This window comes from Bacillus sp. URHA0034 (assembly GCF_056280405.1).
This window is the reverse complement of sequence record NZ_JBWCDK010000002.1, coordinates 6,047,244-6,065,120: the sequence shown is the minus strand read 5'-3', so window position 1 is coordinate 6,065,120 and position 17,877 is coordinate 6,047,244. Positions and strand designations below refer to the sequence as shown.

The following is a 17,877-nucleotide window of genomic DNA, read 5'->3' as shown; positions in this document are numbered from 1 at the left end:
CCATAATATTTGAGCAGTTTTTCAGAGGGAAAATTTTTGATAAAAATAACCTACTAGAGGAGAAGAACACAATGTCAATGGAATTGTTATCAAAAAATACAGCAGGAATTGTTAGCGCTTTAATTAGGCAGCCCCATTGGGATAAAGCTGAGATGCAAGAAAGAATTAAAACAGCTTTATTTCAAATAAGAGAAAGTGCAGGTTCTCAGGAAGAGTATCTAGAATCTCTTTTAAGAAATGTTACCTTCCAATATGCAAATACAAATACTGCCATATCTTTTTTAACGCAATGTATTGAAGAAGAAAAGTTTTTGTCTCATGATAGCTTCCAATCTATGATGGTAAATGTCCCTAGGCAAGTCGAGGATTCTAATTTTATAGAGGAAAATATGCCAAGGTTTAGGGAATTAATTTACAAAGGATCAACAAGTCAAGAGCGAGTTACCCATGCAGAAGGGTTTTTTATTCATACCAAGCTGGTTAACGACATAATGGTTGAATTCATCGTGGCATTCCTGCAGCCGAATAATAGGGAATTTATGGTCAATTTCTTGGAATATTCATCTGGAGTAGTCATTGATACGGTCATGCATTATTGTGAAACCTTTTCTAATCATATTCTAGACGAGCTGACCACGGTAAAATCGACTTAATTATAAGAAGATTCAGGTAAAACCTTACGTTTTGTCCTGTTTTTGAATTAGCTGATTTTGTTCAGTAAAATACTGTATGTTTTATTTTCCATTATTCCATTGCAATAAACAACCAGAAACCATAGATAAATAGAGTTATAATGCACAATAACCACCATTTTTAAAACCAAATGAAAAGAGTCTATTTTTGTTAGACTCTTTTCATTTTGTTTTTTGTTCATCTCATTTCGCTGTACCTATCTATTGTTTATGGCGGAGAGTTTGGGAGGTTTGATGAATGGAAGGATTTAGAAGGTTCAGAATGGGTATTACACCATTATAAGCTGCATCGTTAATCAAAGAATGGTTGAAGCTATTTAACCGTTCTAAGGCATTGTGGCCGATATAGCAGGAAAATGGGGGCTTTGAATGGTTAAACAAAGTGAAAGCGGTTGCAATTTTTTTTTTACAACCAGCCATGTGCCTCTAGAACTTACCACACCACCTAATGGAATCTCCATCTTCCGGCCTGTGAATACAAGAAAGGGGAGTAAAAGTAATGAAACAGAAAAAAAAGTGCGTAGCCATGTTACTGGCAGGAGGACAAGGCAGCCGTCTTAGTTCATTGACAAGAGATAAGGCAAAACCGGCTGTTTCCTTTGGTGGAAAATATCGAATCATTGATTTTCCTTTAAGTAACTGTACAAACTCTGGGATTGATACAGTCGGGGTATTAACTCAGTACTTGCCCCTTGTTTTGCACTCTTATATCGGAATCGGCAGCGCGTGGGATTTAGATCGAATGAATGGTGGTGTAACCGTCTTGCCTCCTTATTCGGAAACTTCCGGCCTTAGGTGGTATAGAGGTACAGCAAACGCTATTTATCAGAATTTGAATTATTTAGAACAATACAATCCAGAATACGTGATCATTCTTTCCGGTGACCATATTTACAAAATGAATTATTCTGAAATGCTTCATTATCATATGGAAAAGGATGCGGATGTTTCCATTTCTGTCATCGAGGTGCCTTGGGAGGAAGCAAGCCGGTTTGGAATCATGAATACGAATGAGGATTTAGAGATCATTGAATTCGAGGAAAAACCAAAATCCCCGAAAAATAATTTAGCATCAATGGGTATCTATATCTTTAAATGGCCGGTTTTAAAAGTGTTTTTAGAAATGGACGATAAAAATCCAGAATCAACCAATGATTTTGGTAAAGATATTATTCCATTGTTACTCGAAGAAAATAAAAAGGTTATAGCGTATCCATTCAAAGGCTATTGGAAAGATGTTGGGACCGTTGGGAGTTTGTGGGAAGCCAATATGGATTTATTAAAAGAAGAGAAAGATCTAGATCTGTATGATCGAGATTGGAGAATTTACTCTGCCAATCCAAATCGGCCACCCCAATATATTGCCCCGTCAGCTCAAATAGAAGAGTCATTGATTAATGAGGGCTGCACGGTGGAAGGAATCATCGATCATTCGGTTTTATTCCAGGGCGTAACAGTAGAAGAAGGAAGCGTGATTCGCGATTCTGTTATCATGCCGGATACCCGTGTAGGAAAAAATGCACTGATAGAAAGAGCCATTATCGCACCCGGAATCGTAGTTGAAGATCACGCGGTCATTCGCCCATCAAAGGAGGGCGCCGTGATCCTGTTTGCAGGAGAAGAATCGTAAAAAACCCATAGAGGAGAAAGGGAGATACTATGCCGTGTTCAATGCTTGGAATTATCAATGCCACCACTGAGTTTGACACATATCAAACGTTAACTGCGGAACGTTCTTTAGCCTCTGTTCCGTTTGCAGGACGATATCGATTAATTGATTTTATGTTATCCAATATGGTGAATTCAGGGATTACGAATGTGGCTGTTTTCACTGGCCAAGAGGTTCGGTCCCTGATGGATCACTTAGGATCAGGCAAGCAATGGGATTTGGACAGAAAGCGGGATGGGCTGTTTGTATTTTCACCTGAAGGCACTTCTCGAAACGAGAGATTTGGATCCTTAGCTCATTTTGCAAAAAATATGACCTATTTCTTACGTAGTAAGCAAGAGTATGTCGTTATTGCCAATTGCTATACGATCGGAATCCTTGACTTTTGTAAGATTTTAGATCGTCATTTGGAAATAGGAGCGGATATTACAGAGGTCGTTCATAATGGGAAACCTATAGAGACTTACATTTTAAGTAAAGACTTATTGCTAAGTCTTTTTGAACAATACAAGGATCAGGGATATTACAGTATTTTAGATGTCGTGCATGATAAACGGCATAATTTTCAAATTAATCGATATGATTGGACAGGCTATTTAGCCATTATAGATTCTCTCAACAGTTATTATCAAAATAGCTTGGATCTTTTTCACCCACCTGTATGGAAACAGATTTTTAATCAGAATGAGCCCATCTTTACAAAGGTAAAGGATGAGCCGCCAACATACTATAAAAAGGGCGCAAAGGTGACGAACTCGATAATCGCCAATGGATGCATGATTGAAGGGGAAGTGGAGAATAGCATTATTTTTCGAGCCGTTAAAATCGGAAAAGGTTCGATTGTTCGAAACTCCATTATCATGCAGAAGTGTCGGATTGAAGAAAACTGCCTACTTGATGGGGTCATTTTAGATAAGGATGTCCAAATTGGGGATGGTATCCAATTGAAAGGGACAACCGAGGCCCCTTATGTAGTAAATAAAGGTACAGTAAAAAGGAGCGTTCATCATTCATGAAGTTCTTTTTTCCGTATCTAGTGTCTCGTTTATTAAAATAGATGGCATGGGTAGCCGTGGCACTTGAATAGGGGGATTGTGAGAATTAGCTACCACTGAATTTATGTTAGCGGCTTTTCATTTATCTTATTTTAGAACAATACAAAAATGATATAGAAGGAAAGTGTAACACCGCAGTCTTTGATACTGTGGTGTTTTTTTATTTATCTTAGCTAAACACTGACATTTGTCACCTTAAAGTCATGACATTGCTTACTAAAACCTACCTCTTCAGGATCATACAATGAAAGCAAGATATCAGGAGGTGCTTTCAATGAATGAAGTCATACATTTAACGAATGTGTCAAAGACATTTCAACATAAAACAGCGGTAAAGGATTTATGGTCTTTGGTTCTTAAAAAGATTCGTGATAAAATATCAAAACCTAGTTTTGAAACATGGCTAGCGAACACTAACGCTAAAATCGAAGATGATTGGATGATTGTAAGTGACAGCAATTCCTTTGTGGCGGACTGGCTTGATGCGGATATAAAAGTCTCATTTTTGAAACTGTTAAGGAAGTGGCTGGAAAAAAGTATGAAAGCGAAATCTGTTCTTTTGAATAGCCAATTCATGACGAAACGCTACAACTACGAATATTAAATGTAAGTAGTTCTTAAGATGATTTGTTTAATCTAATCCAGGAACAGACTAAAGTAATCGAGAAGCAACAAGAAAAATTAGTTAAATTAGAACAACGAATAGATGAGTTTGAAAATAAGAAGGATGAAGACTAAATGGGAAGAAGCAAAAAATCAAAGGAAGAGAGAAAGAGAGACAGAGAGCTTGTCGAGAAGTATCATCAAAAACTGACAGAAGACTACCTGGAACAGTTATATCAGGCCTTTTTGGAATGGAAGAAAGGCAATCTGCCTTATTATGATCTGACCGAAAAGATTCATGAATTTCACAAGAAAAATCAAAAGATTTGGTCTATGTTTAATTATAACGGTTGGAATGATGAATTCCTCGTTTCCCAAGCAAAAACAGAATTGAACCTATTGGAAGAAAAGGATAAAGAATAATGTGCCTTTTGGCTGGATGATTTTGTTGGAAACATTACAGAACGATCAGCTTCTGAATGCCAAAATCTGCTTTTTTTTTAGGCTTATTCTATTAGGGATTGAAGAAAACTCACTAATTATTTTGTCTTATATTTTTAAAAAAAGAGCTGCCAGATTCAATTCACTATTCATCAATAGTCATTGAATCTGGCAGCTTTATACGTTTTTATAGACAGCAAAGAGTCATTGTTTGTATTGAAAAATAATCAAAGTAGAATCGTTAGACCATTTCCTAAAAGCAAATATAAATCAAATCATTCTCCACGGATTCCTAATTTACCACAAATTTACCCAATATTTACGTAAATTTGGCAAAATCCTTTGAATTTCTTCCTCTTTTTCCGTTATTATGAAATAGAGGAAGTTTTATAGAATAATAATTTTTTGGAGGAGGATCAATGGAACCCACAAGAATATCACGAAAGAAGAAATTTTCTGAGGATTATCGATTGCGGGGTAGTGTGGTAAAAAAGGCTATATTACCAACGTTTTGTTTCGCTGTACTCTCAACGGTTGCTTTTGAGGAAGCTGTTTTTGCTGACTCGAGCTTTACTCAAGTCAGCGCCAATCAGGCAGTTACAAAGTATGTCAATATATCCAGCGGGTCATTGAATTTACGTAGTGGAGCTTCAAGCAGCTCTTCGGTTGTTGCAACTCTTGCTAAAGGGATCGCTGTCACCGTCTACTCTGAATCCAACGGGTGGGCAAAAGTAAAGGCCAACGGGAAAGAAGGATATGTCAGTTCGAGCTTTTTAGCCGCTACAAATCCTAGCAATGCTACTACAGCTAGTGCGGTTCAAACGACAACCAAGTATGTCAATATCTCCAGCGGGTCATTGAATCTACGCAGTGGAGCCTCTAGCAATTCTTCGGCTGTGGCTGCTCTTTCCAAAGGGACCGCCGTCACCGTCTACTCTGAATCGAACGGTTGGGCGAAAGTAAAGGCCAACGGGAAAGACGGGTATGTCAGCGCGAGCTTTCTATCAGCTCAAAATCCTAGCAGTACCACCACGGCGGGTGCTGTTAAAACGACAATCAAGTATGTCAATATATCCAGCGGCACATTGAATCTACGGAGTGGAGCTTCTAGTAGTTCTTCGGTTGTAACTGCTCTTTCTAAAGGCACCGCTGTCACCGTCTACTCTGAATCGAACGGTTGGGCGAAAGTGAAGGCCAACGGGAAAGACGGGTATGTCAGCGCGAGCTTTTTATCTGCTCAAAATCCTAGCAGTACCACCACGGCGGGTGCTGTTAAAACGACAACCAAGTATGTCAATATCTCCAGCGGCACATTGAATCTACGGAGTGGAGCTTCTAGCAGCTCATCAGTTGTGACTGCTCTTTCCAAAGGGACCGCTGTCACCGTCTACTCTGAATCGAACGGTTGGGCGAAAGTGAAGGCCAACGGGAAAGACGGGTATATCAGCGCGAGCTTTTTATCAGCTGAAAATCCTAGCAGGTCGACCACGGCGGCTACTGTAAAAACGACCACCAAGTATGTCAATATCTCCAGCGGCTCATTAAATATGCGAAATGGAGCTTCAACCAGTGCATCTATTATCGTTAAACTTGCTAAAGGGATTGCCGTACAAGTCTATTCTGAAGCGGGGGGATGGGCTAAAATAACTGTCTATGGAAAAACCGGGTATGTCAACTCTAGCTTTCTATCAACATCAGACCCAAAATCTACTGTTAATCATTCTACTCCAACCGCAAATCAGTCCGTAGCAAAATATGTAAATATTAACTCTGGCTCCAGCTTAAATGTTCGGAAAAGTGCTTCCATCAGTTCTGCCATTTTGACAAAACTTACACATGGAACCGAAGTAATGGTATATTCCGAGTCAAAGGGATGGGCCGAAATACAAGTTAATGGACAGAAGGGTTATGTAAGCTCTGAGTTTCTTTCTGCGACTAAACCGGCTAGCGGTACTTCAGGAGAAGCAGAGCAAACCATAAAAAAATATGTAAATGTCAGTGTAGGCTCTTCCTTAAATATGCGCATAAGCGCCTCGACAAATGCATCTATTTTGCTTAAAATTGCCCGGGGCATCGAAGTAACCGTATATTCTGAATCAAACGGTTGGGCCAAAGTCAAAGTTTATGGAAAAACTGGATTTGTTAATGCCCAATTTTTGTCTGACACTAAGCCTACAACTGGAACAGACTCCACGACAGGGTCTGAAAGCAATTCTGATTCAGCAGCCAGTACAACCCCTGAAAGTAATACTGATTCAGCAGCCAGCACAAACCCTGAAAGCAATTCTGATTCAGCAGCCAGCACAAACCCTGAAAGCAATCCTGATTCAGCAGCCAGCACAAACCCTGAAAGCAATCCTGATTCAGCAGATAGCACTACTCCTGAAAGTAATTCTGATTCAGCAGCCAATACAGCCCCTGCTAGCAGTTCTGAGCAGAATAATGGGGAAAAGGTTGAAAAATACGTAAATGTGATTTATGGATCTAGCTTAAATATGCGCGCATCCGCTTCAGCAAATGCAGCAATTATTACAAAGCTGGCCCGGGGGACCGTTGTCACAGTTCTTTCCGAAGAAAATGGCTGGTCGAAAGTAACGGCCAATGGGCTAACTGGTTACGTTAGTACACAATACTTATCAGAAACAGCACCCTTTAATCCAAACACCACAGATCGTTCAACCGAAATTACATATGAAAATTATAATATTAGCTTAGCAGATATGCTAAAGACCGAGATGGCTGTGAATCCACAAACAGATAAGAAGTATGATACATACATTAGGGAAGATGCTTTAAAGCTGACTAGTTCTTCAGCTGCCACCGTTATAGGAGGAAGCTGGAATGTAAGAGGCGGGGCTGGTACAAATTATTGGGTCATCGGTCAGGTAACGAACCAGCAGAGTGTTCAAATCTTAAATACAGTAAAGGGAACCGATGGCTATCAGTGGTACCAAATTGCTTATGATAAAACGTGGGTTAACGCAAGCCCGGATGATGTAAGCTATTATTTGGATCCGAAAAATTCCCAAAGTAAAACCCTAGACTCGCTTCAATTTCTAAAATTATCTGTAACCGCGAATCTTAGTGCGGATGAAGTAAACGAAAGAATACTAACCGGAAAGGGCATCCTGGTAGGGTTAGCATCTACTTTCATTTCAGCTGGCAATAAATATGGTCTAAATGAAATGTATCTTATTTCTCATGCATTATTAGAAACAAATAATGGAACATCTGAGCTTGCAAAAGGTGTCCAAATAAATGGAAAAACGGTATATAATATGTACGGAATTGGTGCTTATGACAATTCTGCTATAACCAGTGGTGCTCAATTTGCTTATAATGCTGGTTGGTTCACTCCTGAAGCGGCTATTATTGGTGGTGCCCAATTTATTGCCAATGGCTATATTGGCACAGGGCAAGATACGCTTTATAAAATGAGATGGAATCCTAAAGCTGCAGCTGCAACTGGGACTGCTACCCATCAGTATGCATCTGATATTGGCTGGGCCGCGAAACAAGTTTCGCAAATATATAATTTATATAGTTTAGTAGACTCCTATAAGCTAGTATTTGAGATACCTAAATACAAATAAATGCGAATATATAAAAAAGTATGATCCTAAGTGTGCTAAACGGTTTTACCTAATATTGTTTGCCATACAATTATAATATTGTATGGTTTTTTTGTGCGTGTTATGATGAGTCAAATCTAGATGGCAGTTTATTAGAAATAGAAGTAGGTTTCTAGAAAGGTAGGTTTGGATCATGTTACAAAAAGAAAAAGTGTTAGACGCCCAAACAGCTTCGTTAAACAACTACATTGGTTCTTCAGAAAAACAAAAATCGTTATACAAGCGGACATTATTCGTTGTAAGTATTTCACAAATTTTTGGTGGTGCAGGGTTAGCAGCAGGAGTTACAGTGGGGGCTCTTCTTGCCCAGCAAATGCTCGGTACGGATGCGTTTGCTGGAATTCCCTCCGCATTACTTACTTTAGGGTCAGCAGGAGCCGCTTTATTTGTAGGGAGATTTTCTCAACGTTATGGACGTCGTACAGGTCTATCAGCCGGTTTTATGATTGGTGGGCTTGGAGCAATAGGAGTCATCATGGCAGCCATCATAAATAGTATTTTCTTGTTATTTATTTCCCTGCTTGTTTATGGTGCAGGGTCGGCAACAAATTTACAAGCTCGTTATGCAGGTACGGACTTAGCAAATAGTAAACAGCGGGCGACTGCAATTAGTATTACAATGGTTTTTACCACATTTGGTGCCGTTGCAGGACCAAATCTAGTGAATGTGATGGGGAATTTCGCTCTTTCGATTGGTGTTCCATCACTTGCTGGCCCTTTCTTTTTAGGAGCGGCAGCCTATATCTTAGCAGGTGTTGTCCTATTCATCATGCTTCGTCCCGATCCGTTAGTTATCGCCAGAACGATAGAAGCGGCCAACCAAGAAGCTAGTGATAAAGGACAATTGGCAACAACTGAACATACAGAAGAAAATAAAAGAGGCATATTCGTGGGAGCCACGATTATGGTTCTTACTCAAATCGTCATGGTCGCTATTATGACCATGACACCGGTTCATATGATGCATCATGGACTTGACTTGGGGGCAGTCGGTCTTGTTATTGGTTTTCATATAGGTGCCATGTATCTCCCTTCACTGGTTACCGGTTTCCTTGTTGATAAGTTGGGGCGTACGGCAATGGCCCTTGCTTCTGGAACTACGTTGCTTCTGGCAGGTTTACTAGCCGCATTTGCACAAGGAGATTCTATGGTTCTCATTGTCATCGCTCTATCTTTACTTGGATTGGGATGGAATTTTGGTTTGATCAGTGGGACTGCACTTATTGTTGATTCAACTGCCACTTCCACACGGGCTAAAACGCAAGGTGCAGTAGATGTATTGATAGCGTTGTCAGGAGCTGCCGGTGGAGCCTTGTCGGGAATCGTTGTGGCAGGTTCCAGTTATTCAACATTATCCATTGTTGGAGGGATTTTATCCCTGTTACTCATTCCAGTGGTGATATGGTCTCGTGGAGGCAAAAAATAATCAGCCAGATGGTTTTACGAAAAACAGTTTTTTGGACGACATATATGTGGGAAAATGTGCATCTCATTTACCAATAGGATAAAACAATGATTTTGAAAAGGAAAAAGCCTAATCCCTCCATCGAGGAATTAGGCTTGTAATCTTTCATAAACACGACCTTTAATGGAATGGCCTTACTTCTAAAGCAATGTTCCTTAACTCGTTCAGTGATTCGCTGGTTTGATGTTATTAAAAACTATTTGCCGGGAAGCTGGATGCCGCGCCAGTCGCTTACATTGCATTGACCATATCCATTATCACCTACAGCAACCACGGTGCCGTCCGATCTAAGCCCGACGGTATGGGCACAACCCGCCGCAATGGCCACAATATCGCGCCAACCACTTACATTACATTGGCCATACTCATTCCAACCCACAGCCGTTACCGTACCGTCCGATCTAAGGCCGATGGTATGATTACTGCCCGTCGCAACCGTTACGATATCCCGCCAGTCGTTTACATCGCATTGGTTATGTTTATTCAAACCTACAGCTGTCACCGTCCCATCCGTTTTAAGCCCGATGGTATGAAGATAACCCGCTGCGACCGCCACAATATCGCGCCAATCACTTACATTGCATTGGCGATAGCGATTATTACCGACAGCCGTTACCGTGCCGTCCAATTTAAGCCCGATGGTATGCCAGTCACCCGCAGCGACCGCCACCATATCATGCCAGCTGCTTACATTGCATTCACCGTCATGATTTCGGCCCACTGCTACCACCGTTCCATCCGATTTAAGCCCAATGGTCCGACGCCAACCCGCCGCAATCGCTACAATATCGCGCCAATTGTTTACATTGCACTGGCTATGCATATTCCAACCTACAGCCGCCACCGTCCCATCCGATTTAAGACCGATGGTATGAGCATTCCCCGTATTCGTCGCCATATGAACATTTCCCGCCGCGACCGCTACCACATCGCGCCAGCCTTTTACATCACATTGACCATATTTATTATCACCAACAGCTGTCACCGTGCCGTCTGATTTAAGCCCAACGGTATGACGACGAGCTGCCGCTATGGTGTCTTTAGGCGACCGTTCCACCTTAAACACCGCTTTTTTCGGTGAAATGTAATCCATGTTTCCCTCCTTGCATACAAGCAACCCTGCAGTATCTGACAAGTATAGGTAACTTTATGGTTGTTCGTCAAATCTAAGCAGCTGTATGGGTGGGTGATAAAAGAACCCTATCTATTTGTCTTTTTAGCTTTTTGTATTTTCTGGCCGTTATAGCGTTTTGTTTGATTAATTGATGATGTAAAACCGATTCTAAAAGCAGCACCGTTTCAAAGGTTGACTTGTAATTTACGGTTTCAGTGGGCTTATGTTCATTTTGGTAGCCTGCTGACAGATTCACTGACGGGATACCAAATTCAGCAAAAACCAAGGCATCACTAACACCGCCGAGAGTTATTTTCCAATCCTCCATACCAGCTAATGTTCCCGCCTCCTCAAACAACTTGTTGTACTCTTCGACTGACTTAGTAAGAAAGAATAAAAGTGATTCAATAGACGTATTAGAACTTCAAAGAATAGGTTTTACAGTGGATATTTTAGATTTGAAAAAGTATTTCCATAATCCAGAGGGGTTAAAAGAAAATCTTAATCAGTTTGATGTTATCTGGGTAAGAGGGGGCAATACTTTCGTTCTTGCACAAGCTATGAAGTTAAGTGGATAAGCGAGTATTCGGGAGAAAATCGTATTAAACTGAGGGAGCTGAGTGGACTTGTTTATTAACATCGTATTTGAACTAAATTGCGACATAACTCTAAACTAAAAAGCCTCATCATTATCTTGCATAATAGCGTCATTTAATAGAATAATATCCATTAAAATTTTTTCCCTTAAAGTTTCGTTGTTACATTTATAAATATCATCAATTAGACGACCAATTTCTTTCGATAAAAGGAGTTTTATTTCGTTCATTCGTAAATTCCTTTCTTTAAAAGTACAGATACTTATAATCAATTATATGTAACAAGGTGGAAATTTAGACTTGCTAAGTAAATTATTACTTAATTCGAGAAATAGCTAAAAAAGCGTTAAACAAAAAAAATAAGGTGGCTTTGCCTCTTTCAGAGAAAGGCTGTTTCTTCTGTCTAACCTCTCACGGTTATTTAAATAGCTGCTAGATGCTAAAAGTATTAGCGGACTAAGGTAGCGCCAACAATAATTAATAGGATGAATAGAACGACAATTAAAACGAATGAACTTCCCACCATTATAATTACTCAATAAAAATCACCTCCTTATCTTTGAGGTACTACATTTTATGTTAATGGGCAATTTTTGAAATGGACAAGCATGGAAAAATAAAATAAATTGCTACGCATACCGAGAAAAATCTGAAGCGAATGTAAAGGTTCTTGTTAAACTAAAGTGCAGGATAGTTGAAGAAGGAATAGGAAGTGACCTAGAATTTTATGTCTTAGTAGAAAAATAGTGGTCAAAATAAGGGAGGAGTTAAAAGGTGTATTGGTGGTAATGATTATTCTTTTAGGAATGTATTTTTTGACTACATCAGGTGCTTGAAATTTTTCTTAGTTAAAGTAACGCAATGGCTACACTTTTTCTTTGTTCGAGTAGAGGTTTAATATGATTCAATTATATTTGTCATTAAATGAAGCTGGTTTGATTTTTAAGGAGCATACAGCTCTTGCTCAGGATGAGGTTGATTACATTCTTCTTGAAACCTACGAGAATGGAACAACACATTCAGTGGATGTGAAAACATTCGAAACGCTTTTCGGGGATGTAGCTGGGAATCCGACCTATGAAGAATTGTCCGGTTCTCATACTCTTAAATTTGGAGATACGATATACACTATGACCGCAGAGGAAATGGGTTATCAAAAATATTTCGACCAATGGAAAGAGCAAGGATTGTTTAAACTTAATTAAAGGGTAGCTTATGTTAAAGATGGGATGGCTGTGCTATCCCGTTTTCTTATTGAACTAACGGAGCAGTTTAGTTTAAGTATACTCCTTCACAAATTCAGTCAATTTTGAAGCAGAAATATTGTAATAGTAGAAAGAAATTCTTCTAATCATTGGTCGGTTTTCAATTTCCAAGGCATTAGTACCAGCCGATTTCCAAATCAGCTTGGTCTTTTTTTTAGTTTGGTTTTAGCATATTTTGATTCCCAATCTCCAGGATTCGTGTCATCTGGGATTACACCATTGATAATCTCAAGATAGTGATTTGCCTTCTCTTCCATATATTTTACTGTTCGTTTCGCTTCCTCTAATTGAGCCAGGGCTATCTCTTTTTGTTTCAAAATGATTTCATATCGTTCCTGAATGGTACTATTACCTTCCAAACACAAATCTACATAGGCTTTAATGTCTTCCACTGACATACCAACTTGCTTCAGATATTTAACACCTATAAGCCAGTTGATTGATTCTTGATCAAAAAGTCGATTATTGTTTTTGTCACGCTGAACACTTGGAACTAATCCTTTATCCGTATAGAAACGAACGGTATGTTGAGTCAGATCAAGTAGCTTGGACACTTCCTTTACAGTATGCATTTTAACCACTCCCTAAAATTTTTAAAAAAACTTTTTAAAATCCCTTGCCTTCGTGTCGCTCGAAGGTGATAGGATTATCATAGTTCAAGTTACTGAAATTGTAAATCACCCACCAATGAGGACTAAATGGGATAAAATCAGTGATTTGAAATATTACATTTAAAATACAGGAGGAGTTATATATGCAAAAAGTAATTTTAAACAACGGTGTTGAGATGCCTATTCTTGGCTTTGGTGTATATCAAATTGAAGATCCAAACCTATGTGAACAGGCAGTATATGATGCCCTTATGGCAGGTTATCGCTTGATTGATACAGCAGCAGCCTATATGAATGAAGTAGCAGTAGGCAGAGCTATCAAGCGAAGTGGTGTCCCAAGAGAAGAAATATTTATTACGACAAAACTTTGGATTCAAGATGCAGGTTATGAGAATGCCAAGAAAGGATTCGCAAAATCACTGGAACGATTACAAGTAGATTATATCGATTTGTATTTAATCCATCAGCCATTTGGGGATGTATATGGTTCTTGGCGTGCGATGGAGGAATTGTATCGTGAAGGTAAGATTAGGGCGATTGGAGTCAGCAACTTCTATCCGGACCGTCTAGTTGATTTGATTGATCATAATGAAGTAGTTCCAGCAGTAAACCAGGTTGAAACCCATCCTTTTTGCCAACAAATAGAAAGTCATAACCTTATGAAAGAGAACAATGTTCAGATTATGTCCTGGGGTCCGTTTGCCGAAGGAAAAAATAACATGTTCCAAAATGAAGTATTAGCATCAATAGCTGAAAAATACAATAAATCTGTTGCCCAAGTGATTTTACGTTGGTTAACACAAAGAGAAGTAGTCGTGATTCCAAAGTCAGTTCATAAAGAAAGAATCATAGAAAACTTTAATATCTTTGACTTTGAATTAAGTCATGAGGATATGGAGACTATTGCTACTTTAGATACGAAAGAGAGCGTGTTCTTTTCACATAGAGATCCTGAATTTGTAAGATGGCTTGGTAACGTTAAATTTGATGTTTAATGTTTTTTATCACTTAAAAACCGAATTTCCAAATTTGGAAATTCGGTTTTTCCTTTTTGAAGACATTACTAGTAAGGGGGAAAAACGCAATGAGAATGAATTTCAGGAACAAATCAATCAATGATACTTTTATAAAAGAAGATAACTGCTCTGCGGTTGTAGTTGGTGCGTCGCTTTCTGGACTAATGACAGGGATTGCTCTTTCAAAAGCTGGACTGAAGGTTACAATTTTAGAGAGAGCTGGGGCGAAACCACGTAGTGGTGCTGTTCTTCAGGTTGACAGTGGGGAAATTGATCGAACAAAAACAGCTAAATTCTTGAGAGAACTTGCTTCTGGTGGAATTAGGTCGGCCGAGGCTTGGTCATCTATACAGTTTCGATTACGCACAGAAGTTGAAACTGATTCCAGAATTGACTTACGTTATGATGCCCGTGTTCTAACTGTTAATCAGGACGACAACTCTGCTTGGGTTGTGACGGATAAGGGTGAAACATTCCACGGAGATATTTTAATTGGTGCAGATGGTCACCGTAGTATTATGCGACGTTATGTTTCACCGCATAAACCGAACGCCACTTTTGCGGGATACTTGATATGGGTAGCTATTGTAGATGAGAAAGACATACCTGAAAAACACCGACCTAGCCTCAATGCCCCAAAGTTTACTATGCCAGATGGTATCGGTGACTTTTTACTCGGTTCCATTATTGCTGGAGCAGACGGTTCTACAGCTCTAGGAGATCGACGACTGGGATGGGCTTGGTACGATAACACTCAAAATGATTTGTTACGTCGTCTTGGATGTGTCAAAGGAGACGTTGTGCAACATTCACTTTATGCACCAGACATCCCTGAACAGACATTGATTGAGCTAGCTGAAAAGGCTTCTGACAGATGGGCTCAACCTTGGTTGGACGCAATCCTCCATAGTATTCAAACACGTAATCTTATCGGAACACCGATTGCCGAGTATGTTCCTGAAAATCTAGTGAAAGGACGTATAGCAATCGTTGGAGATGCTGCACATCTACCTACACCACTAACTGCGTCAGGATTTAATGCTTCCTTACAAGATGCTTCTACCTTAGCTGAATGTGTTGCAAAGGGGATACAGGGAACTGGAGCAACTGAGGCTCTTCTGGAATATGAGTCTCTCCGTCTAAAAAATGCACGTCAAATTGTGCAATCTGGACAATCTTTTAGTCAATCATTTGGACGATAAATGTGGAGTATACAGCATACAATAATTTGTGAAGCATTACACTTAAAGGAAAGGGTGCTTATGTTGAAGAAGAAAAACGATTAATGCGTATTTGACTCTTATTATGTACTTAAAGCAATAGTCAGGGAGTTCCCTAACTATCGTTTTAAGCATAATCGTTCATCTTATTCGTGCTCGTATCTTACCACACCTAACACACTCACCTGAATCATAACTAAATTTATGCATTTTTAGAAAAAAACAGATAATAGCTTTAAGTTTCATGCTTGGTACTCCCTTTTTAATTGATTCAATACTAATTAAGGATAGCTATTAAATGTTATGGAATTATTTCCATTAAATTAAAATCACATAATAAAACGATTAAGAAAGTGTTTCAGTTTTAACCTTTTTTTGAAAGTATTCTGGAACAATGTAATGAACAATACGATGATATTGTGAAGAAGTGTACTTAAGCTAACGGGTGCTTATGTTAAAGACGGGATGGCTGCGGCGATCCCGTTTCTTCTTGTGCTAACGGTGCAGGTTTGTTGAAGAAGGAGTACCTTTACACTTCATAGAGAAATATAGTATTAAACACGTTTTAATACAGGGAGAAAAAGATGAATTACAACGACCTAGCAAAGCATTTTACTGAAAACTTCAAGGAGTATAAGCCTCTATTACAGGAACATACGGAATTTAACGGTGAAGTTTTAAATCACGTATTCTTATCCTACGTTCAAAGCTCTAGTAAACTGTGAGTGGGTTGAGATGGATAAAAATGATTTGGATGAAAAAGTGGTTGTTTTTAAATCATTTGGTGATGGGGAACATTTTTTTAACTGGTGGACTGGATATTGAGGAGGCTTATAATGTAAAGTTCAACCTTGTTGAGGTTGATATTGTTTCTACATTAACGGGTTATCCTTTTAAGACAAGTGTATTTATCAATAAAGACGATTTAAACTTTGAGTTGGTCGCTGAAACATATGATAAGGATATAAAACGTTAATTTCTTGTTCAACAATCTGGCTGCCTTTTTCGGCGGCTTTTCTTATTGAAGTAACTGGGCAGTTTAGTATAAGAAGGAATCATAGGTGATGTTGTGGAATAAGCTCTAAAAATGAAAAAATAAGAGGGGTATGAATAAAAACCATGGCAAGCAGTTTAACTGTAAATTCAAGAGGGATTAAATTAAACGCTTTAGATTATGGAGGGAATAGCTCACGAGATATATTGCTCTTACATGGGTTGGCAGGTCGAGGAAGAGAATGGAATAATACAGCGGAGTGGCTTACCCAATTTGGAAGAGTAATTGCACTTGATCAACGAGGTCATGGGGAAAGTGCAGAGGATACAAGTGACTTTTCAAGGGTGGCTTACGTAGAAGATGCAATAAATACAATTGAACAACACTGCAAAACACCAATTATTCTCATCGGTCAATCTATGGGAGGCATTAATGCGTTTCTCGTTGCTACAAAACGCCCCGAGTTGGTACAAACTCTTATTATTGTTGAAGCAGCCCCTAATCAGTCTCGGGGTATACAGACAGGGATAAGACGTTGGTTGGAAAAATGGAATGTTCCTTTCAAAACATTTGATGATGCATGGGAATTTTTTGGTAAAGGTACTTTTCGAGGAAAAACGTTCGCCGAATTGTTAGATAAGCGGGAGGATGGGTATTACCCTGCATTTAGAATCGACAGCATGGTTCATTCGATGGAAGACCTCGAATCTCGGGATTATTGGGAAGAGTGGAAAAAAATAAAGTGCTCTACTTTGGTTGTCACTGGAGAAAAGGGATTCATTTCTAAAGAGGTAGTATACGATATGGTTAATTCGATACCAAACGGACAGAATGTTTGCATTTCAGAATCAGGACATGAATTACATTTGGACCAGCCAAGAGAATGGCGTCGAACTGTTGAAGCTTTTTTAAGAGATACACTGAAGAAATCTCTAAACTCCTAGTTTAACTACCGTGAAAATAAATTTCTTATGGACCTCCAAAAGCAGATTGGATTCACTTAGGCGTAGAAAATCCACTTCTTTAATAATTTTTAGCTAACGGGTAGCATTACTGGAACAACGGTAATGCTTTTTCTTATTGAAGTAATGGGCAGATTAGTAGGGTAGAAAAATTATGGATATGGGCGGAATAGAATTTATATAGAGATATTTTAAATTATAGGGGGGGATTTTCATAATTGCATTTTTCTATATTGGTTGTTTTTTAATGCCGATATTGTCCATGGTATTTTGTCTTAACCTAGTTTCCGTAATCAAAAAAGTCAAGAATGATGAGAAAACTATGGTTAATACATTCTGGCTTACAACATCATTTACCTTGATAATGTGGAGTATTGCAATGATTGCTTCGGCTAGTTCCTAATAAAATAATTGGTGGATTATGTTCTAACGGGGTGGCTACGGCGATCTTGTTTTTCTTATTGAAGAAACGTGGCAGGTTAGTGAAATAAGAAATATTTAGGGCTTAATTAGGGTAGATTAACCCAAAAGAATTGTAAGAG

At 39.0% G+C, this 17,877-nt stretch carries 19 protein-coding genes; 14 read left to right on the top strand and 5 right to left on the bottom strand.

Going from position 1 to position 17,877, the window contains the following annotated elements:
- Nucleotides 1–71: 71 nt before the first annotated feature.
- The 8 genes from ACZ9EE_RS31565 to ACZ9EE_RS31530 all read left to right on the top strand — a co-directional run bounded on the left by ACZ9EE_RS31565 (nt 72) and on the right by ACZ9EE_RS31530 (nt 9,518).
- Nucleotides 72–653, top strand: coding sequence for a hypothetical protein (locus ACZ9EE_RS31565; RefSeq protein ID WP_476032571.1), 582 nt, complete (start codon nt 72–74; stop codon nt 651–653).
- Between the two features lie 206 nt (nt 654–859).
- Nucleotides 860–988, top strand: coding sequence for a hypothetical protein (locus tag ACZ9EE_RS31560; protein ID WP_476032569.1), 129 nt, complete (start codon nt 860–862; stop codon nt 986–988).
- A gap of 203 nt (nt 989–1,191) precedes the next feature.
- Nucleotides 1,192–2,322, top strand: coding sequence for a glucose-1-phosphate adenylyltransferase (locus tag ACZ9EE_RS31555; RefSeq protein ID WP_476032567.1), 1,131 nt, complete (start codon nt 1,192–1,194; stop codon nt 2,320–2,322).
- A gap of 41 nt (nt 2,323–2,363) precedes the next feature.
- Nucleotides 2,364–3,377, top strand: coding sequence for a GlgC family sugar phosphate nucleotidyltransferase (locus ACZ9EE_RS31550; RefSeq protein ID WP_476032565.1), 1,014 nt, complete (start codon nt 2,364–2,366; stop codon nt 3,375–3,377).
- 313 nt (nt 3,378–3,690) lie between these two features.
- Nucleotides 3,691–4,020 carry a DnaA N-terminal domain-containing protein gene (locus tag ACZ9EE_RS31545; RefSeq protein WP_476032563.1) on the top strand — a complete coding sequence of 110 codons (330 nt, stop codon included), beginning with the start codon at nt 3,691–3,693 and terminating at the stop codon, nt 4,018–4,020.
- Between the two features lie 134 nt (nt 4,021–4,154).
- Entirely contained in the window at nt 4,155–4,442 is a 288-nt protein-coding gene (locus ACZ9EE_RS31540) for a hypothetical protein (protein WP_476032561.1), read from the top strand.
- Nucleotides 4,443–4,879: 437 nt separating this feature from the next.
- Complete coding sequence (locus tag ACZ9EE_RS31535) at nt 4,880–8,053, top strand: SH3 domain-containing protein (RefSeq protein WP_476032559.1); 3,174 nt, start codon at nt 4,880–4,882, stop codon at nt 8,051–8,053.
- A gap of 172 nt (nt 8,054–8,225) precedes the next feature.
- The gene (locus ACZ9EE_RS31530; protein ID WP_476032557.1) at nt 8,226–9,518 is read left to right on the top strand and encodes an MFS transporter; all 1,293 of its coding nucleotides are present in this window, start codon (nt 8,226–8,228) and stop codon (nt 9,516–9,518) included.
- Nucleotides 9,519–9,753: 235 nt separating this feature from the next.
- On the opposite strand, the gene ACZ9EE_RS31525 is transcribed toward ACZ9EE_RS31530, so the two are convergent.
- Nucleotides 9,754–10,650: an RCC1 domain-containing protein gene (locus ACZ9EE_RS31525; protein ID WP_476032555.1), complete on the bottom strand. Its 897-nt coding sequence runs from the start codon at nt 10,648–10,650 to the stop codon at nt 9,754–9,756.
- A 73-nt stretch (nt 10,651–10,723) separates the two neighbouring features.
- The gene (locus ACZ9EE_RS31520; protein WP_476032553.1) at nt 10,724–11,029 is read right to left on the bottom strand and encodes a hypothetical protein; all 306 of its coding nucleotides are present in this window, start codon (nt 11,027–11,029) and stop codon (nt 10,724–10,726) included.
- Nucleotide 11,030: 1 nt separating this feature from the next.
- On the opposite strand from ACZ9EE_RS31520, the gene ACZ9EE_RS31515 reads away from it, so the two are divergent.
- Nucleotides 11,031–11,249 carry a Type 1 glutamine amidotransferase-like domain-containing protein gene (locus tag ACZ9EE_RS31515; protein WP_476032551.1) on the top strand — a complete coding sequence of 73 codons (219 nt, stop codon included), beginning with the start codon at nt 11,031–11,033 and terminating at the stop codon, nt 11,247–11,249.
- A gap of 95 nt (nt 11,250–11,344) precedes the next feature.
- On the opposite strand, the gene ACZ9EE_RS31510 is transcribed toward ACZ9EE_RS31515, so the two are convergent.
- Nucleotides 11,345–11,497 (bottom strand): hypothetical protein, encoded by a 153-nt coding sequence (locus tag ACZ9EE_RS31510; protein ID WP_476032550.1) that lies wholly within the window; start codon nt 11,495–11,497, stop codon nt 11,345–11,347.
- A gap of 218 nt (nt 11,498–11,715) precedes the next feature.
- Nucleotides 11,716–11,793, bottom strand: coding sequence for a YjcZ family sporulation protein (locus tag ACZ9EE_RS31505; protein WP_476033171.1), 78 nt, complete (start codon nt 11,791–11,793; stop codon nt 11,716–11,718).
- Nucleotides 11,794–12,166: 373 nt separating this feature from the next.
- On the opposite strand from ACZ9EE_RS31505, the gene ACZ9EE_RS31500 reads away from it, so the two are divergent.
- Nucleotides 12,167–12,472: a hypothetical protein gene (locus tag ACZ9EE_RS31500; RefSeq protein ID WP_476032549.1), complete on the top strand. Its 306-nt coding sequence runs from the start codon at nt 12,167–12,169 to the stop codon at nt 12,470–12,472.
- A 197-nt stretch (nt 12,473–12,669) separates the two neighbouring features.
- On the opposite strand, the gene ACZ9EE_RS31495 is transcribed toward ACZ9EE_RS31500, so the two are convergent.
- Entirely contained in the window at nt 12,670–13,104 is a 435-nt protein-coding gene (locus ACZ9EE_RS31495; protein ID WP_476032548.1) for a MerR family transcriptional regulator, read from the bottom strand.
- A 182-nt stretch (nt 13,105–13,286) separates the two neighbouring features.
- Between ACZ9EE_RS31495 and ACZ9EE_RS31490 the strand changes: the two genes are divergently transcribed.
- The 4 genes from ACZ9EE_RS31490 (at nt 13,287) to ACZ9EE_RS31475 (ending at nt 17,317) form a co-directional block, all read left to right on the top strand.
- Nucleotides 13,287–14,138 (top strand): aldo/keto reductase, encoded by an 852-nt coding sequence (locus ACZ9EE_RS31490; protein WP_306074788.1) that lies wholly within the window; start codon nt 13,287–13,289, stop codon nt 14,136–14,138.
- A 185-nt stretch (nt 14,139–14,323) separates the two neighbouring features.
- Nucleotides 14,324–15,361 (top strand): FAD-dependent monooxygenase, encoded by a 1,038-nt coding sequence (locus tag ACZ9EE_RS31485; protein ID WP_476032547.1) that lies wholly within the window; start codon nt 14,324–14,326, stop codon nt 15,359–15,361.
- Between the two features lie 763 nt (nt 15,362–16,124).
- A complete protein-coding gene (locus ACZ9EE_RS31480; RefSeq protein ID WP_476032546.1) occupies nt 16,125–16,355 on the top strand; it encodes a hypothetical protein in 231 nt (76 codons plus the stop codon).
- Nucleotides 16,356–16,498: 143 nt separating this feature from the next.
- A complete protein-coding gene (locus ACZ9EE_RS31475) occupies nt 16,499–17,317 on the top strand; it encodes an alpha/beta fold hydrolase (RefSeq protein WP_476032545.1) in 819 nt (272 codons plus the stop codon).
- The last annotated feature ends 560 nt before the right edge of the window (nt 17,318–17,877 follow it).

Excerpts from the sequence above, each read along its gene's own strand:
- ACZ9EE_RS31505 (WP_476033171.1), bottom strand. The coding sequence starts at position 11,793 with ATGGTGGGAAGTTCATTCGTTTTAATTGTCGTTCTATTCATCCTATTA.
- ACZ9EE_RS31475 (WP_476032545.1), top strand. The coding sequence starts at position 16,499 with ATGGCAAGCAGTTTAACTGTAAATTCAAGAGGGATTAAATTAAACGCT.
- ACZ9EE_RS31490 (WP_306074788.1), top strand. The coding sequence starts at position 13,287 with ATGCAAAAAGTAATTTTAAACAACGGTGTTGAGATGCCTATTCTTGGC.
- ACZ9EE_RS31525 (WP_476032555.1), bottom strand. The coding sequence starts at position 10,650 with ATGGATTACATTTCACCGAAAAAAGCGGTGTTTAAGGTGGAACGGTCG.
- ACZ9EE_RS31500 (WP_476032549.1), top strand. The coding sequence starts at position 12,167 with ATGATTCAATTATATTTGTCATTAAATGAAGCTGGTTTGATTTTTAAG.
- ACZ9EE_RS31540 (WP_476032561.1), top strand. The coding sequence starts at position 4,155 with ATGGGAAGAAGCAAAAAATCAAAGGAAGAGAGAAAGAGAGACAGAGAG.
- ACZ9EE_RS31535 (WP_476032559.1), top strand. The coding sequence starts at position 4,880 with ATGGAACCCACAAGAATATCACGAAAGAAGAAATTTTCTGAGGATTAT.
- ACZ9EE_RS31550 (WP_476032565.1), top strand. The coding sequence starts at position 2,364 with ATGCTTGGAATTATCAATGCCACCACTGAGTTTGACACATATCAAACG.
- ACZ9EE_RS31480 (WP_476032546.1), top strand. The coding sequence starts at position 16,125 with ATGATTTGGATGAAAAAGTGGTTGTTTTTAAATCATTTGGTGATGGGG.
- ACZ9EE_RS31545 (WP_476032563.1), top strand. The coding sequence starts at position 3,691 with ATGAATGAAGTCATACATTTAACGAATGTGTCAAAGACATTTCAACAT.
- ACZ9EE_RS31530 (WP_476032557.1), top strand. The coding sequence starts at position 8,226 with ATGTTACAAAAAGAAAAAGTGTTAGACGCCCAAACAGCTTCGTTAAAC.
- ACZ9EE_RS31510 (WP_476032550.1), bottom strand. The coding sequence starts at position 11,497 with ATGAACGAAATAAAACTCCTTTTATCGAAAGAAATTGGTCGTCTAATT.
- ACZ9EE_RS31485 (WP_476032547.1), top strand. The coding sequence starts at position 14,324 with ATGACAGGGATTGCTCTTTCAAAAGCTGGACTGAAGGTTACAATTTTA.
- ACZ9EE_RS31555 (WP_476032567.1), top strand. The coding sequence starts at position 1,192 with ATGAAACAGAAAAAAAAGTGCGTAGCCATGTTACTGGCAGGAGGACAA.
- ACZ9EE_RS31495 (WP_476032548.1), bottom strand. The coding sequence starts at position 13,104 with ATGCATACTGTAAAGGAAGTGTCCAAGCTACTTGATCTGACTCAACAT.
- ACZ9EE_RS31565 (WP_476032571.1), top strand. The coding sequence starts at position 72 with ATGTCAATGGAATTGTTATCAAAAAATACAGCAGGAATTGTTAGCGCT.